This is a genomic window from Absicoccus sp. (assembly GCF_034090965.1).
In the GTDB taxonomy this organism is placed as follows: domain Bacteria; phylum Bacillota_I; class Bacilli_A; order Erysipelotrichales; family Erysipelotrichaceae; genus Absicoccus; species Absicoccus intestinalis.
Genome location: NZ_JAXDRQ010000068.1, coordinates 35478 through 52667 on the forward strand (window position 1 = coordinate 35478; position 17190 = coordinate 52667).

Annotated in this window: 6 protein-coding genes; all 6 read right to left on the reverse strand. The window is 39.8% G+C overall.

The features are described 5' to 3' along the window. Window positions 1-62 precede the first annotated feature (62 nt). The gene (locus tag SOS22_RS10340; RefSeq protein WP_320597103.1) at window positions 63-3608 is read right to left on the reverse strand and encodes a hypothetical protein; all 3546 of its coding nucleotides are present in this window, start codon (window positions 3606-3608) and stop codon (window positions 63-65) included. Between the two features lie 364 nt (window positions 3609-3972). Beyond that, on the reverse strand, window positions 3973-5982 hold the full coding sequence (locus tag SOS22_RS10345; protein WP_320597104.1) for a phosphodiesterase: 2010 nt from the start codon (window positions 5980-5982) through the stop codon (window positions 3973-3975). Window positions 5983-5985: 3 nt separating this feature from the next. After that, window positions 5986-7173, reverse strand: a complete 1188-nt coding sequence (locus SOS22_RS10350; RefSeq protein WP_320597105.1) for a diguanylate cyclase — start codon at window positions 7171-7173, stop codon at window positions 5986-5988. A 106-nt stretch (window positions 7174-7279) separates the two neighbouring features. Then, window positions 7280-11863, reverse strand: a complete 4584-nt coding sequence (locus tag SOS22_RS10355; protein ID WP_320597106.1) for an EAL domain-containing protein — start codon at window positions 11861-11863, stop codon at window positions 7280-7282. A 64-nt stretch (window positions 11864-11927) separates the two neighbouring features. Next, on the reverse strand, window positions 11928-12089 hold the full coding sequence (locus tag SOS22_RS10360) for a hypothetical protein (protein WP_320597107.1): 162 nt from the start codon (window positions 12087-12089) through the stop codon (window positions 11928-11930). Window positions 12090-12099: 10 nt separating this feature from the next. After that, window positions 12100-17136, reverse strand: a complete 5037-nt coding sequence (locus tag SOS22_RS10365) for a diguanylate cyclase domain-containing protein (protein WP_320597108.1) — start codon at window positions 17134-17136, stop codon at window positions 12100-12102. Between the last annotated feature and the right edge of the window lie 54 nt (window positions 17137-17190).

Sequence of the window (17190 nt, forward strand, 5' to 3'; positions counted from 1 at the left end):
TACCCCATATTCGCAAACAGAGATATTGCTCGAATTATAAATGTTACCAATAAAATTACGTTCTATTCGTGTTTGATAACCTGTAAAGGAACGACACTATCTAGTAAATCCATTTCCGTTGTAGATGCGGCATCATTTTGTGCACTGCCCTCTACTGAACCAGCTGTCATGGCTGCACTTGTTCCTGTTCCCGAAGTCATTGTGTTGCCACTGGCAGCATTACTTGATAAAGCACTCAGCGAATCTTCCAAAGAAACACTTAAACTATTAGAAATACTATTACTATTTTCCGTTTCTGATTCAGAAGCAGCCGTTGATGCCGAAGCCGACTTACTTTCACTTGCCGCAGCACTGGCACTGTCACTTGAACTTGCACGTTGACTTGCTTTTGTCGATTCATCTATCGAAGTCGATGTACTTTCACTGGTTGAAGTGGATACACTATCCGATGTTAAAACCGTTGTGGTCGAAGCAACAACGCTTGCCGATACAGAAGCAGATACACTTGCATTGACACTAAGTGATGTAACCGCCGATTGACTACTTGAAGTCGAAGCAGAATTGCTCAAGCTTAAGGAAATTGAATCACTCGTACTAATGGAAGTCGATGTGCTTATACTAGCCGATGCACTGACGGATTCACTCTCACTCGTAGATTCGGATTCGCTTGCTGATGTGCTTTCCGATTCGCTTACTGATGTGCTTGTTGATTCACTGGCTGATACGCTTTCGGACTCTGAAGCACTTTCGGATTCTGATTCACTTGTACTCTCTGACTCACTTGTGGATTCAGATTCACTTTCTGATTCCGATTCACTACTGCTTGTAGATTCTGATTCACTGGCACTTTCACTATCCGATGTACTCTCTGACTCACTGATCGATGTGCTTTCCGATTTGCTCTCACTCGTAGATTCGGATTCGCTTACTGATGTACTTTCCGAATTTAAAATTCTTTCACTTTCACTATTTGATAATGATATGGATCGGCTTTCACTTTCCGATTGTGAAATAGAAGTACTTACACTGGCACTTTCGGATTCACTATTTCTATTACTATTACTAATATCCGTACTATCACTTGCACTATGACTTGTTGATTCTCTATTTGAGTTGCTTAATGATGTTGATTTTGAGGCACTGTTGCTCGTGGATTCAATTTCTGAATCTCGTTCGGACACACTGGTACTCCTGCTATTTGAGTGATCACTGATCGATGTACTATCGGAGTGGATGCTATTACTTAAACTTTCTGAAGCCGAAAGACTAGTAGACTTACTATCACTTGCACTTTCGGATGCACTTTGGACACTATCACTTTGTGAGGCAGATTCCGATGCAGCACTTTCGGATTGAGAAATCACATTGGATAAGCTTTCAGATGCCGAAGTACTTGCACTTGTCGATTGTGATCCTTCTTCGGACTGACTAGTCGATGCGCTTTCATCACTCGCAATACTTCGTGATTCACTTTCACTTGCTGATCTTGAAGTGCTTTCTTGTTCCGATTGATCCATCGATTGGGATTCACTGACAGAAGTCGAACGCGTAATTTGATCAGAAACACTTTGAGACATCGATCGACTCGTACTTTCTGAAGCACGACTGGTACTCTGACTTTGTGAAGCAGAAGTACTGGTACTACGACTCGTCGATTGGCTTTCTTTTTGTGAAAGGGATTGGCTTGTTTTGGTTGAAGCTGATTCACTCTTCTTATTCGAAACCGATTCGGATGTCGACTGTGACATAGAGGACAACTCACTGACACTTTGTGCATCATCGGTATAATTTTTCTCTGGTGTGATGATAACAACACCATTATTTTTCTGCTCGCTATTGCTCCATTCCGATCGTGTCGCATGGATCGAATAACCGCCTAGCTGGCTGCTGTAGTGTTCCGCTTGGGTACTAGAGGTTGCTTGTACACTGACAACAACATTGGCAATGGCTTTTCCCCATTCTTCATATTCACCTAGAGAGGTATCGAACGCAACAGTAACCGGTCCATCTACGTTAATTTTCTTATCCGTTGAATAGCTATCGCCCCAAAATCTACCCGAGTAATCTAATGTCGTAATGTTGGAACCCAATGCTCTTTTTTTCCATTCCCCATTTGGAGCTTGTTGATTAGTTCCATATGAATCATTATTATTGAAAATATCTTGATTTAAATAATAAGTCTGTCCGGCTGCATCCGTTACGACGATGTTTGTTGGCGCTTCGGCTCCACCAACTACATTTAGATAAAAGCCAAAATATTGTTCTTGATATGGATATTTGTAGCCATACCATGGATACCACACTCGTGTACTACCATCTTTTGCCTGATATTCAAATTCCCAATGAATGACACCGGTTTCCAAATCGAGCACACCGGTCATATGTTTGATGGTGTAGCCCCAATCATTTGGATTTGTCGTACCATTATATTCAAAAACTTTGACTATTGTGACCTTTTCAATACCCGCTGCTTCACTGGCAGAAGCCGATGCACTGGCACTGGCTGCCACCGATTCCGAAGTTGATGTCGAAGCCATTTGGCTTTGTGAAGCAGAAATACTTCGGGATGTATTTTGACTATTGGAAGCCACAATAGAAGCTTGAGCGGACGTACTCGTACTGGCACTGTTTTCCATTGATTCCGAAACGCTTTCGGAAATTTGTTGGCTCTGTTTTTCAGAACCGGCTACTGATTCGGAGACCACAGCACTGGTTTGTTCCGAAGCAACCAACGAAGCAGAGGTAGAACGACTTGCCGATTCAGAAACTGCACTATTCATCATGCGTTTGCTCGTAGAAGTTGAAGTCGATTCACTCGCCTGTTCACTAGCCGATGTAGATTGTTCTTGTGAAGCTTTTGTACTTGTACTTACCGAATTCTCTAAACTACGACTTTCTTGTTGACTAGCAGCCACAGAAAGAGAATCACTTGCAGAAGCGGATTGGCTCTTTTGCTCATTTGCAACACTGGTCGAATCCAATTGACTGGTTGCTTCCGATAGACTTTTGGTATCTTTTTCATCTTGTTCCGAATTAACTGTAGAGACAGACTGGCTCACAACTTGGGATAGAGAAGTCGAATCTTCAACTGACTGACTGGAAAAAGCACTGGTCGATGTAGAAGCAGATGTAGATGTACTGGCATGTAAAGACTCAGCCTGGGAATTGGTCTGGGAAGTACTTGTGCTATTCGATGCCGAGATTGAAGCTTCCTGATCCTGTGTACTATTTGAAACACTGGTAGAGAGGGCTTCACTATTGGACGCATTGGCCGAAATTTGGGCAGAATCCTGCTGTGTATCCACATTGGCAAAACTGGCTACTTTTTTGGCTTGACCCATTGTTTCTGAGTCAAACGTGTCGGATCCCGTGGTTGATGCCGATACCGACTCGATCTTTGATTCCGAAGCACTTGGTTGTTCTAAGACACTTTCGCTATCCGATCCCGATTGGGACAAACTCGTGGCTTCGGCAGCATATACTTGATTGCCTTGACCAAACATGGCTGTACCACCAAAGACAGCTCCCGTAGCTGCTGCTCCCTTCAAAAGAGCCTGTTTTCTATTATGTTTTTTTCTTTTCAGGATTTTTTTGCTTTTTCTACTCATGATCCTCACCTCTAACACACTGCTTTTCTTTATTCATTATTATAATAATAATAATTTTTTTGTTAAGGTAATATTTTTGATATCTATAATATTATATACCACTGGTTAATCATATTTATCTATTTCTAAATTTGTTTATATATGATCATTGAAACTTTTTGACAAATGCTGGCTAAAATACGTGGTATTTTGATCTTACACTGCATGGATAGTCATTCGATGCTTACCAGATTTGCTTAAATTAACTGTACCACTTGTCACTTGCATTCTAAATCATTTTATAGCTTCTTTACAAACATCTTACAAAAATCATTATGCCCTAATAAGAAAAAGTTGCTCCCATTGTTATTTGGAGCAACTTAGCTTATTTTGTTTGTATATCCTCTAATCGTTGTGGTTTGCCTAGATAAAAGCCTTGCGCTTTTTCACAACCTGCCGCTTTCAATATTTCCAATTGGTTTTTGGATTCTACGCCTTCACAAAGTGTATGCAAACCCAATGCCTTGAGCAATTGAATCGTAGAGGTAAGAAGGTTTACTGCACGAGGATCTTCTTGATTTTGTTTACAGGCGCATAAGAAACGAATATCCAATTTCACCAGATTCACATCCATGATTTGGAGAGTGCCCAATGAAGAATATTCACTACCAAAATCATCCATCCAAACATGAAAACCAGCATTTCGAAATCGTTTGACTTGTTGACCAATAAATTCCGGATCATCAGAGAATGCACTTTCCGTAATTTCGATATTGATCAAATGATGATCGATACCATATTTTGTGGTAGTTTTGTATACTTCATCAAATACATCGGTATAATTGAAATCATCTCGACTGACATTATAAGAAATCGGAATATCGCCAAATCCTCTTTTCTTTCGCAACGGCGTTTCCTGACAAATCTTTTCTAATATGTAATGATCCAATAAACCAACAAGATGATATTGCTCCAAAACAGGAACAAACATCGATGGTGTCAACAAACCACGTTTTGGATCGTTCCAACGTGCTAAGCATTCAAATCCAGTCAACTTTGGATGATTTACTTGATAGATGGGTTGATAATACACCTCGATCCAACCTTTATCCATGGCCTCTTGGAAATGATCCAATACATATAATCGATTTTTATAATCCTCAGATACTTTACCATCAAAGTAGTTCCAAGATCTGCGTGCATTTTCTTTGATGGTGCCACAAGCTAGTCTTGCACGATCAAAGGCTTCCGAGACAGAATTGTCTAAATTTTGATTGATTTGGCTATCGGCTACATAAATACCCAATTTCAATTCCAAAAAATTGCCTCGTGAAGCTTTTCGAATCGATGCACAAAGCGCATCTAACTTCTCATTAAGACCTTGTGTAGAACTTAATACCATAAAATGATCTTCCGATGACCGACACAATAATTCATCATGAAAAATTTCTTGGAGTGCTTGTGCCAATACTTTCAAGATCCGGTCTCCTTCCGCAAAACCAAATTGATTGTTGTAACCTTTCATGTCATTCAAATCCATATAAATAAAGGTTGGAATTTGTCCATGTGCTTGGAGTTGTTGAACTCGTTCATTGGCATGATTCAACAACCACGACATATTTGGTAAACCTGTGAGAGCATCATGAAAAAGGCGGTCTTTCGGAGCTGATTCTACTAGAAACACATCTTCATTTTCCCATTTCATAGTTGTCACATGTATCAACACATCTTCTCCTGTATTATCCATTCGAGTCAATTGATTTCCCCTATCTGCCATGTTGGTAAGATGTTGCATGATGGTCGGATCTTCTCTACCCTTGATCAATTCAGATAGGGTCATGCCGGTATCAAAATTGTTGACAGGTTCCAATAAATTATACATGGTTCGGTTACAAAACAATAACTCGCCATCTCTCTTCTTGACAACGGCTATCGCCAAATCACTATAATCCAAAAAATTTTGAAAGGATGCATCATTTTTTAATATCGTCTGTACATGCTGATCCATAGCCCTATCTAAATTGGTATAAAAAATGCATGCGATGCGACGTCCATCCTTTAGATAATAATGATAACCGACCGCATGTGTTATCGTGTATGTATCTTGTTGATACACTTTTTCACGATAGAAAACTTCATATTTTCCGCCTTCTTTGGCAAAGCGCTTCGCTTCTGCGGCTACTCTAGCTGCATCTTCTGGAATCGTATTGCGATACATATTTGTCTCATATCGTTGGATCAATGTGGCCTTATCCGGTTCATCAGGACTATGCATCATCGCATATAAACCATCGGAAATACAAATTGTCTTGACTTTTCCATCCACATATTGATAGATCGCTATCGCATGTGGAACATGTTCAATAAGTTGACATATCATTTCAAGTTCGTCCATGTTCTAGCCTCTACTTTCTTCGATTTCCATCAAGGTGACAAACATTAAATGGGCATATCGTTGCATATGAAATATCCGCCGCTGTGCCATCACTAATTTTTTCCCTCTTTGGTCATGATGTGGTATCTTTTTTCCATTTACTTTCTTATTTTTTAAAATTTGTTGAATGTCTATTTGAAATAAAATACGCTCCGAAGGTATGATCATATTTTGCACGGAACCATGGAGCATTTGTAAGAAATCATCCAGCCCAGTACATCCAAAGATTTCGATCCATGCCGGATTGGCATACAAAACTTTCGGATCTTGATCCAGGGTATAGATCAGACTCGCAATGGGCATATTTTGTATCAACTCACGATCACTAAACTCAATTTGTGAACGAAATTGTTGATCCATTGAACAATTATAACAAGCAACGCCATTCTTGTCATGTAGCTTGACATGATACAATGCTGTATCTGCTTTTTTCAATAGCTCCGAAATATGATTGGCTTGTTGCGGATAATCCGCATATCCAGCCGATAACGTACAACGATGTTTTTGGGCATTGGCTTCAAAATACTGCACTGCTTCATTGAGTGACTGAATTTCTTTGGCATTTTCCTGGGCCGTTCCTGGCAAGACAATACAAAATTCGTCACCACCTGAACGTCCAATGATCGCCTCCTTTTTAAAATGAGCACGAATATCATTGGCTACTGAAATCAATGCGGCATCGCCTATATCGTGTCCAAACAAATCATTGATTTGTTTGAAATCAATAAAGACCAAGGTCAACGCTTGTTCTGGATACGTTTCCAACTGTTTTTGTGCCTGTATAATAAAACCAGCTCGTGAATACAATTGGGTCAATGGATCGGTTTCGGCCATTTTCTTAAATGCATGCATGCTCCGATCCAACTGATCACTTAAACGACGTTGTTCTTGCGCCAGTTGCATATGTTCCATGCTCCGTCGAGCCGCCTCGGTCATGGCCCAATACCGAACCAAAGAAAGAAAGACAATCACTAGAAAAATATTCACTCTGGTTCGTATACTGCCAAAATTCATTCCATGGACATAAAGGGTATGATCAATATGCAACAAAGCCCCACCACTCATCATGGCATTGAACTGTAACGTCATGGTCGCCCAAAGCGGTGCAACTAAAGAAACAAACAGTGTTAAAGAGGATAAACAGATCCCCATACCGAGATTTAAACGATCAATCACTGCTTTTTTTCCGGTGTGAGCTTAGAAAACAAAACTCGATCAAGGAGTGAGAACAAATTATTAATACTTATCTTCATCATAGTTAATCCTTTGGATCGGTCGCTCGTCGACGATAGGAATGTCCCTTATCCAGATACATCGCGGCATCGGCATCGCGCAACAAATGATCCACATCCTCAATTTTTCCTGTATGCACAACATATCCCAGCGAAATGCCAAAACCATGTGCCTGCGCAGCCATCTTGATTTCTTGCACCAATTGTCTCGCTCCACTTTCATCCGTACCTTCTTGAATGACTAAAAATTCATCACCACCCATACGGAATACATGATTCCGATCGGCATTATTGACTAAAATATCGGTTGCACTCTTGATCAATTGATCACCGGCTTCGTGTCCTTGTGTATCATTGACATTCTTTAAACCATTGATGTCGCAAGAAAGGAAAATCCGTGGTCCCACATAAGGACTTTCCGCCACATAACGACTAAATCCCCGACGATTCAAGACTCCTGTCATCGGATCTCGATGTCCTTGTTCTTTGGCTGCTCGTAAACTATCGCGATTTCGTAACATAACGGCCACAAAATCCGTCAATGTATCCAACATATATCCGGCTGGATTTAAACTTTCTTCGGTTAGATTGATGACCATCGTAAAGCCAACTGGAACATTTCCTACGGCTAATCGTCCGGCTACATAATTTTGCACTCCCGTGACTGGTAAAGAAAAATGGGGATGCATTTTTCGAAAAGCTTCATAATCTCGTACAATTGTTACTTTTTTATCTTTGAACTCGGTATATAAATCATGAAAATGACTACGCGACACGCTGCGCAGATCCGCTTTCAAAGGTAGTAGACCCTCTTGGGTCCATTCATACGTGCAGGTCAATTCGGACTGACCTCGTTCTTCAAAAATAAAGAATCGTTGTGCATGCAAATTTTGAGCCACAAATGTAATGCACTTCTGGATCCCAATATCCGCTTCGGGTTCACTAAGACCCAGTGTAATCGCTTCGTTGGCCCAACGTTCTGCGTATAAAACTTCATTTTTTCCTTGTTTTCCATCGTCCACTGTATCCACAGGAATCATATGGACCATTTGCGCATATCGTCCTTGCCAAAGCACTTTTACATTATGGATATAAAATGTTCCTTTGCTGGCATCGCCCCATACTCTCTTATAGGTCTTAGCGCTTCTTTGTGAAGCATTCCATAACTGACAATCTGGACACGGTTTATGCTTCCCCTCCAATTCATAACAGGTATGTTTTGTATAGTCATAATTTTCGGATACACCGGCAGTTTGCTTCATTTTCTGATTCACAAATAATAGTTTTTTCGTATAAGGATCAACCAAATAAATGGAAGCTGGTATTTTATCCAAAGTCTCGGTACCAATGGCTACCATTTGCCACCATTCTTGGGAAAGCACAGTGTCAGATCCATGATCATATGCTGCTCTATGCACAACCAATTCCATTAAATCAAAGAAGCTTTTTGCTTCTGCTCGCAATGCCATGGAACGGTTTAACTCAATGAGACATGGCATGCCTTTCACCTTTTTCTGTGCCTGTATATTTTGCATCATAACAATGGATCGTTTCTCCAACTGTGCCATGGTTTCATTCGGACCTAAAAACAAGAAATAGCCCTTCTGAATCCGCGCAACCACCGCACCATTTGGTAAATCATGGGTTGAAATCCTTTGTGCAATCATCTTTTCCACATCTTGACCAAAGGATGAGCCAAATGTATGACAAAGATGCTCATAATTTTGAATCGTAACCAGAATAGCTCCATAGCCTTTTCCTTTTTGGCACAAGCCATCATCCAAAGCAAGACCTATCGAAAAGATCCCAGCTGCATTCATCAACCCTGTCAATGGATCTTCAAAAGCCGATGTGGTCTCTTCATCCATATGCAACCATCCAGCCACACCAGCAATCGTATGATTACCATCGTAATAAGGAAACTCCGTCACTTGATAAACCTTTTCTTGCCCATTCAAAAGCATATATCGTTGATCCGTAACGACGGCTTTTCCTTGATTCATCACTTGTTGCTCTATCCTTTCGGTCGTTTGGTTGTTTCCATATACACGTAAATTTTCTGCCGTCTTCCCAAAGATAGTATCCGCTCCTACCAGTTGCATAAATGATGGACTTGCCCCTTGATATCTAAATTCCTTGTCTTTCCAATACAATGGCAAATTGCCAAGGCGCAAAAAAGCGTTCCACAACATTTGATCCTGTGATGGATCTTCAACTTCACGATCAAATCGGTTTTCATTGACATCCGGCCACGTACATACCATTCGATCCTCTTTGTCGAATATGACTCGAAAAGCCATCCTGCGTAAGCTGCCATCCATTTGACGAATATGAAAACTCTCACTAGATGTGTTAATTCGTTGGTCATTGACTCTTATAAAGTGCAAGAAAGCTTCTTGATCCTCTTCCTGCACATAACGTTGACAAAATTGAACCAACGAAGTATCAACTTCTGGATAGATTTCGCCCGTAGGAAAGCGCTGATCCCTACTTGTGATCACTTCAATCCGATTCTTTTGTGCATTCAGATAAAAGATGCCTTCAAATAAAGCCATCGCATATTGAAAGAAATAATCCAGCTTGTCATCCTTTTGTCTTTCTTGTTCGAAACGAATATTGATAAATCGAGATTGCCCAATCCAAAAATGGTGCACACCAGCGATGCGATGTGTATGCATCTTCATATACTGATTTTTCGTTGCGAAATAAGCTGCTTCTTGATCCTGGTCATAGGCTTTCTTTATATATTGCTCAAACCGTTTGGGGAATTTTTCTTCTTGTTTATGAACTAACTGATTGGCCGTCTGTAGATCCACAATGCCCGTACCTTTTACTTGTGCCAAATAGGCATCGTTCATCATCAACATGTGGATCTTCCCATGATCTACAAGAAAAAGACATCGTGACTCTTCGGTGTCCATGTTCACCAGTCCAGCTGCTTGATAGACCCGCCATTCCAATTCGTTTTCAAAAGCCAGACCTTTTTGTGCTAATTCCTCCATCATAGTGGCATACATTTTGGGGTTTCCACTATATGTTCCACGTATATTTTCTAAACCAATCGATTTGAAAAAGTCCATTTGTTCCTGGCTCTCTACTCCATTGGCGATTGTATGGATCCCTAACTGCTTTGACATTTTTGCAAATCCTTTAGCAATGATTTGATTTTTTTGATCCATATGATCACAAAAATATCGATCCAATTCAATATATTCCACTGGAATATCATATACATCATGACTGGAAAAACTTTCCATGCCAAAATGCGTCAAACAAAGCGAGAAACCAGCATCATTAAAACGATGGATCTCTCGAGACATATTTCCCGTACTGTCATTGAGCATTGCGGCCACAAAACCAATACGAATACATTCACGTGACAATTGATAGGTCTTTAATGCTTTTTCTAGATGTTCCAACGGATGCATCAAATCAAAACCCAATCGTGAAATATCAAATTGAATGGGTAATACCGGTAATTGATTTTTCTTTCGTTCATATTGTAAACGAGCGACACGATCGATCATAAAGATATCCAAACGTCCCGCTAAACGGGCTTCTTCCAATACCGACCAAAACACATCTGGATCAATGCTTCCAACAACGGGATCTTCCCATTGGATCGAAGCCTTAAAACCAGATACCTTACCCGATAGCAAACGAATCATCGGTTGATAGAAAACTTTGATCCATCCATCTTCCAAGGCTTGATTGAATGTTTTTAGGATATACTCCCGCTTTTCGATTCGATCTTGAATTTCTTTCCGAAAAATGACATGCGAACGATGGGGACTATTTTTTGCTACATCACATGCCATTTTGGCCATATCAAAACTATGTCGAACTTCCGTCATCGTGATATTCTGGTCATAAATGACGATACCAGCTTTCAATGCATATCTTGCATCTCCCAAATAGCGATTCACTTGTGCGCACACTTCATCAATCTTAGTAAATATACGATTTCTTGGTACGATGGCATAAAAAGTATCCGCATTTACATGACACAAAAGACTATCGGAAAAGGCATCACGCAATGTTTCCGAAACATAGTGCAACGCTTTATCCCCTTCTTCGATCGTATTGTTACGATTAAAGAAATAAAAATTGACAATATCAAAACACACTGGACAATAAGCGGTAAATGTTCCTTGACTCATACGAATTTTTGCCAGATCCAGAGCTTTTTGAAAAAATACTTTCGGTGCAAAAAAACCCGACAAATGATCCGATATCGTATCCACGATCAAACTTTGGCGACTCACCATCTGTAAGATATAAACAGATTGCCCTTGTTGCATCGTTTGGGTAATAATGGCATCTGCCTCTCGCACATGTTTTTGTATCGTTTGATAGGAAATATGCATCGTAAAATTGGTTTGATCACCTGCAATTTTAGCGAGCCCTTCCGTAGCCTCCAATTGCATACCCGCGAAACGTCCACCCGTCAATTGAAAAAATGCTTCTTGATTTGGGCAATCATATAAATCAAACATTCCCTGATTCGCAAAGAGAATGGTTTCCTCTTCATCCTGAGCAATGATGCAAATGCCCAGATTCAACACATCGTAAAGTTTATGATACGCCTCTGTTTGAAAGTTTATTTTCATGGTAGACATTGACCCCTTTCTAACAACCTTCACTGTGATTGATTTCCTTTTTCGTGTCCATACTTCAAATTATAAAATTACGAATGTTGAAGCATAATAAAACATGCTCTTCTAACGATCCTTTAGCTTGTTGGGCAAGGATAAACGCATCCAGCTCAGTTAAAAATGTGGTTATATTTAAAAAACCAGTCACCGGATCCAATTCATCAGATTGATATTTTTTCATAATTCACCAATTATTCCGCATTCTTATCCGTAACGATCTTTACTTGCTTTTGTTTTTTCGCTTGGTACATATAGGAATCCGCTCGCGCAATGATTGATTGAACCGTATCATTTTCACGTACGATAGTAATACCAATGGCCGTTTGACACGATATTGTTTGGCCATTTTCGCTCACTTCACACTTCTTGGCCAAACGCATAAAACGATGAGCGGCTCCTTCACAATCGCCAGGCTCTTTCAATCGCAATAAACCAACAAACTCATCGCCACCCCAACGACAGAAGATATCGGCTTTACGACCATTCTTTTTCAAACTTAAGCCAAATTCACGCAACAAGGCATCTCCCATACTATGTCCATAAGTATTATTGACTTCGTGAAATTCATTGACATCTGCATAAAGAACGGCGAATGGTTGTTGTGTACGTTTAAAAATTTCCACGGCTTCATCCAAACAATATTCCATATATTTTCGACCTGGAAGGCAACTCAATGGATCTCTCGTAGCTATCTCATAGATATTTTGGATCACTTTCTGGTCTTGGTCCTTTCCTGCAATTGGGATAAAGAAAGAAATCAGTTCAACGACCTTGCCTTCTGTATCTTTTATTGGAATCAACGTGTTTTGAATCAGGATATCACTTCCATCTTTATGGCGCATGAACATCTGCAACGATTGTGGTTTTCCGGTAATGAAGGCCATGGTTGCTGGGCAATGGGCATTAGAAATATGTTCTCCATTCGTAAAGGCACAGCCCAAAGGCATATTCACACATTTTCTGCCTTGCATTTCTTCGGCTGAGAATCCCAATACTTTTTCGGCTTCGGCATTCCAATACACAACCATATGATCGGGGCGTAATATATAAGAGCCAATGGGTACATCATGCATCAATGTCTGCAAAAAGGTATTGGTTGTAGCTACTTTGTCATCGATATCGTATGTATCATCCATTTCCTCATTTTGATTGACGACCTGCATCAATTGCTGATTGATCTTCTTGACTTGGTCGGCATAAATGATCCGGATCTTGGCATACAAGGAACAAGGAATATCTTCCACTTGTCGAATCGCATCGATGCGCTCTTTGATGGCTGGTGCATATTTCTTCAAATTATCTTTCGATGTGTATGGGATCAAGACGACAAATTTACCAACTCCAATATAGGTGATGGAAACTTTATGATCCACAACTTGGACGATCGCATCTTTGCATGCATGCATGACCTTATACATCGTATGATGATCATAATTTTCCGCAATATGAAGCAATTCCGGAATATAGATATACAACACTCCAAATTTACATTTATTCAATTGATAATCCATCTCATAGGAAACCAACTCGTCAAAGAATTGTTCCATGGTTAGAAATTCATTGGAAGATTCCAAACGTTCAGAAACCTTTGTATTTTCACGCACCAATGTTTCTTCTACAAAGAAGCCCATGGATCCCGTGATCTTTCCATTTTGATACGTTGGCCATTCCGTCATCAAGACATCATGAAATACACCATTCGTGACGCATCGACCAGGCACATTGGTATACACATTCCCCGATTTCAGGATCTGTTCTTCCATATCTTTATAGAATTCATCATTAGGATACCATCCCATCTCTGCATTGGTTTTTCCTAAGATATCTTTTTTTGAATCCAAGCCAAAATAATGCATATAATATGGATTCACATTCAAAAATTTATGTTTTGTATCTTTCCAGAAGACAGGTAATGGAATATGATCGATCAACGTCTTTGTATTCAAATTGGTCATTTGTCCGGATGTATTTGGTCTTACATAGAAATCCATGGTACGAATCACATATAAAATTTTCTGACTATTCGTATTGGGCGTTAATAGAAGTTGATGCACCATCCATACAAATTGCCCTTTTCCATCCTCTGTACGGAATGCCCCCTTGAGCATTTTGGCGGGTTCTTTGTCTAATCGTTCCGTCAATGTGATTGGATCAATAAAGGCATCATATCGCGTTTGATCTTCAATAAAGATCTTTGGCAAAAGAATATTATATCTGCCATGACGATCTTTGATTGGGTATACATGACTATGGATGGTTGAATTCGCCGTAAATCGCGTATTCTGAATGGTCAGATTTTTCCCATCGATCGTGAAAATATACGGATAAAAATAGGTCAAATTCATCAACATTTGATTCTTGGTGGACAATTCATCGCTTGAAGATGCAATATCAAAGATATGGATCGCATACAAATGGATATCATTATAGGTACCTAATAATCGATATTTTAATAAACGCTCTTTATCATGAAATACGGTTTTCACTTCGCCAATATTTCCTGATAAAACGGTGTATTTTCCTGTGTCAAACAATGCCTGCATGGTCACATTATTGCGATCATTCAAGTAATTTTGCCACTCTTTTAAATCGGTAAACCCATCCTGATGCAGAAGGGTCAATCCAGAATCATTCATGAACAGCACTTTATACGTATTGTTTTGTTCTTCCACAATGGTCAATGCGATATCGGTCATAAAATCAACCGTACCGAGAGCGTCATAACAGATTTTTTGTTGCGCATCTTCAATGCTTAATCCTTTGGTTATGCTCTTTTTCAACATCTCATCAAATGGCAAAGGTTTCCCAAAGAAATAGCCTTGCATCTTTTCACAACCGGATTTTTTCAAGAAGTCCACTTGTTCTTGCGTCTCTACGCCTTCTGCAAGGGTACGTATACCAATCTTCTTATCCATTTCGATCACTGAAGCAATGATTTCATACGAACGCTTTGATTTACTGTGCAAAAAGATCATATCCAACTTCAATAAGTCAAAGGAGTAATCTTTCAATAAATTCAGGGTGGAATAGCCACTACCAAAATCATCCATCCAGATTTCATACCCCACATCCCTAAACGATTGCAGAGCTTCTAAAACTTCTTTTTCCGTTGAGGTCATAATACTTTCGGTAACCTCAATATGTAACATCCGCCTTGGAACATTATAGGTTTTGACAATGGTCTCGATTTCATGGAAAATGTCGCAATACAAAAAATCCAAACGCGACAAATTGACCGATACCGGAATTTCGGGAAGTCCGCGCTTATAACAATTGGCAATACTACGAACTACTTGCGTAACCACATTCAGATCTAATTTCCAAATCAAGCGAACATCTTCTAAAACACCAATAAAATCGTTTGGTGCTAGCATCCCATATTGTGGGTCTTGCCAACGAGCCAATGCTTCAACGCCACAAATCTTATTGGTCAGACTACGAACAATGGGTTGGTAATAGACCACGATCCAGCCTTCTTGAATGGCTTCATCCAAATGGGCGACCACATATTCCGATATCGCCAAGTGATAGCCGAGCTCTTTGGTGTAGTATGTAATATTCGTCTTCAAATATTTGCGATTTTCATCCGCGGCCACTTCCGCACGAGAGCAAATCGTTTCGGGATCCAGTGTGTAATCATCCCATACACAAGCACCGACACTGCATTCTACACTGTTGGGGAATATATTCTGTATTTTTTCAAATACATGGGCCGTTCTTTCTTCCATATGTAAGGTATCGGTAAGGACGGCAAAATGATCACCACCCAAATTGGAAACGACATCATGAGGAAAGCATTCCGCCAAGCAAAAATCCATGGCACGCAAAATCTCATCGCCATTGGCAATGCCATATTGCAGGTTGATCAAGCGAAAATTGACCAAATTAAAATACAAGACGACCAATTCGCCTTCTTTTTCAATATTTCGTTCTTTATCCCGCCATTCCTGCATGATGATATAGAACGTATTCATGCGATTTCGACCGGTTTGCGAATTTCGTCTCGATTTTGCATCTAGATGCAGACTCTTTAAATTTTGTAACATGGTTTGCTCATCGGACAAAAGTTGTGCATCTTTGGTTTTTTGATCAAGGCGGCTACCTTCAATTTTTCCAGTACCTTCACTCTTGGATTGATACAAATAACGATCGGCCACGCGAATCAAAGAGCGCAATTCACTGGTCGAATGGGGCATTCCCTCACAATATCCAATGCTGCAATTGATCTCAATCTGATCAGGCCTTTCTTCCAATTGTTTTTCAAAGCGTACCAATTTATCATAGAATAAATCGGCACTGTTTTCTTCAGCAATGACCATAAATTCATCACCACCATAGCGATAGCAATGCTCTCCCTTTTGGTTGAAAATGCCTTTTAAATATTTTCCCGTTAATGTCAAAACTTTGTCCCCGTAGCTATGACCATAGGTATCGTTATATTTTTTAAAGAAGTCCAAATCGATCATCGCAATACAAATGGGTTTCCCAATAAAATAGGGAAAGTCATCGCGTAAGGCCGTTCGATTCAAAAGTTTTGTCAATTCATCGGTCCGACTATTTTGATAAAATTCATCGCGTTTTTCTTCAATCATAAATTTATGGGCTTCGATGGAGAAAAAATTTTGCAGACGAATCCAGTTGATAAAACAACAAATCAAATGCAACGAAATGAGGTCAAACATGTCTTGGGTAGCGATGAAATGATGTGTTGATTCTAAAACGATTGCAACCGAGATCAGGTTAATGATCATATTGCATATCTGTGTTTTCATCAATACATTGGGGAGCAAATAAATGATCATGGTGATCAGAATATATTCAAAGAAAAAACTGCTCCCTTGTTCCGTCGTATAGAAGGTTAAACTGGCCATCACCATATTGATGCCCATGAACCCATAAAGCAATCGGCGACTTTGCTTCAATTGGCTAGCTTGAAAGTGTATGCGCTGACAAGTCAACAAAAATAAAAAAACGATATTGGTCAATATCACCAGAATATAGACTTGTGTCGCATTCAAAGACCGCAATACATCGCCTTGGGAATAAGGCGCAAATGTACTGATCAAACCGAACAAGGAAAGAATACAAACCAAAGTGGCCGAAATGATGCCATAATACAAATCGTCATAATAAAGATCCGCTTTGACACGCGGATCTTCAACAGAAATATCCGAGTCGGATTTGGTGGTGTATAAATCATGGATCCAATGGAATAATTTATATTTCATACATATACTCCTCATATAGATAGATTTTTAATTTAACTTCTTTAATTATACGCG

What these genes read in the sequence shown, in the direction of transcription:
- SOS22_RS10365 (WP_320597108.1), bottom strand. Translation starts at nt 17,136, where the DNA reads ATGAAATATAAATTATTCCATTGGATCCATGATTTATACACCACCAAA.
- SOS22_RS10340 (WP_320597103.1), bottom strand. Translation starts at nt 3,608, where the DNA reads ATGAGTAGAAAAAGCAAAAAAATCCTGAAAAGAAAAAAACATAATAGA.
- SOS22_RS10360 (WP_320597107.1), bottom strand. Translation starts at nt 12,089, where the DNA reads ATGAAAAAATATCAATCTGATGAATTGGATCCGGTGACTGGTTTTTTA.
- SOS22_RS10355 (WP_320597106.1), bottom strand. Translation starts at nt 11,863, where the DNA reads ATGAAAATAAACTTTCAAACAGAGGCGTATCATAAACTTTACGATGTG.
- SOS22_RS10345 (WP_320597104.1), bottom strand. Translation starts at nt 5,982, where the DNA reads ATGGACGAACTTGAAATGATATGTCAACTTATTGAACATGTTCCACAT.
- SOS22_RS10350 (WP_320597105.1), bottom strand. Translation starts at nt 7,173, where the DNA reads ATGGGGATCTGTTTATCCTCTTTAACACTGTTTGTTTCTTTAGTTGCA.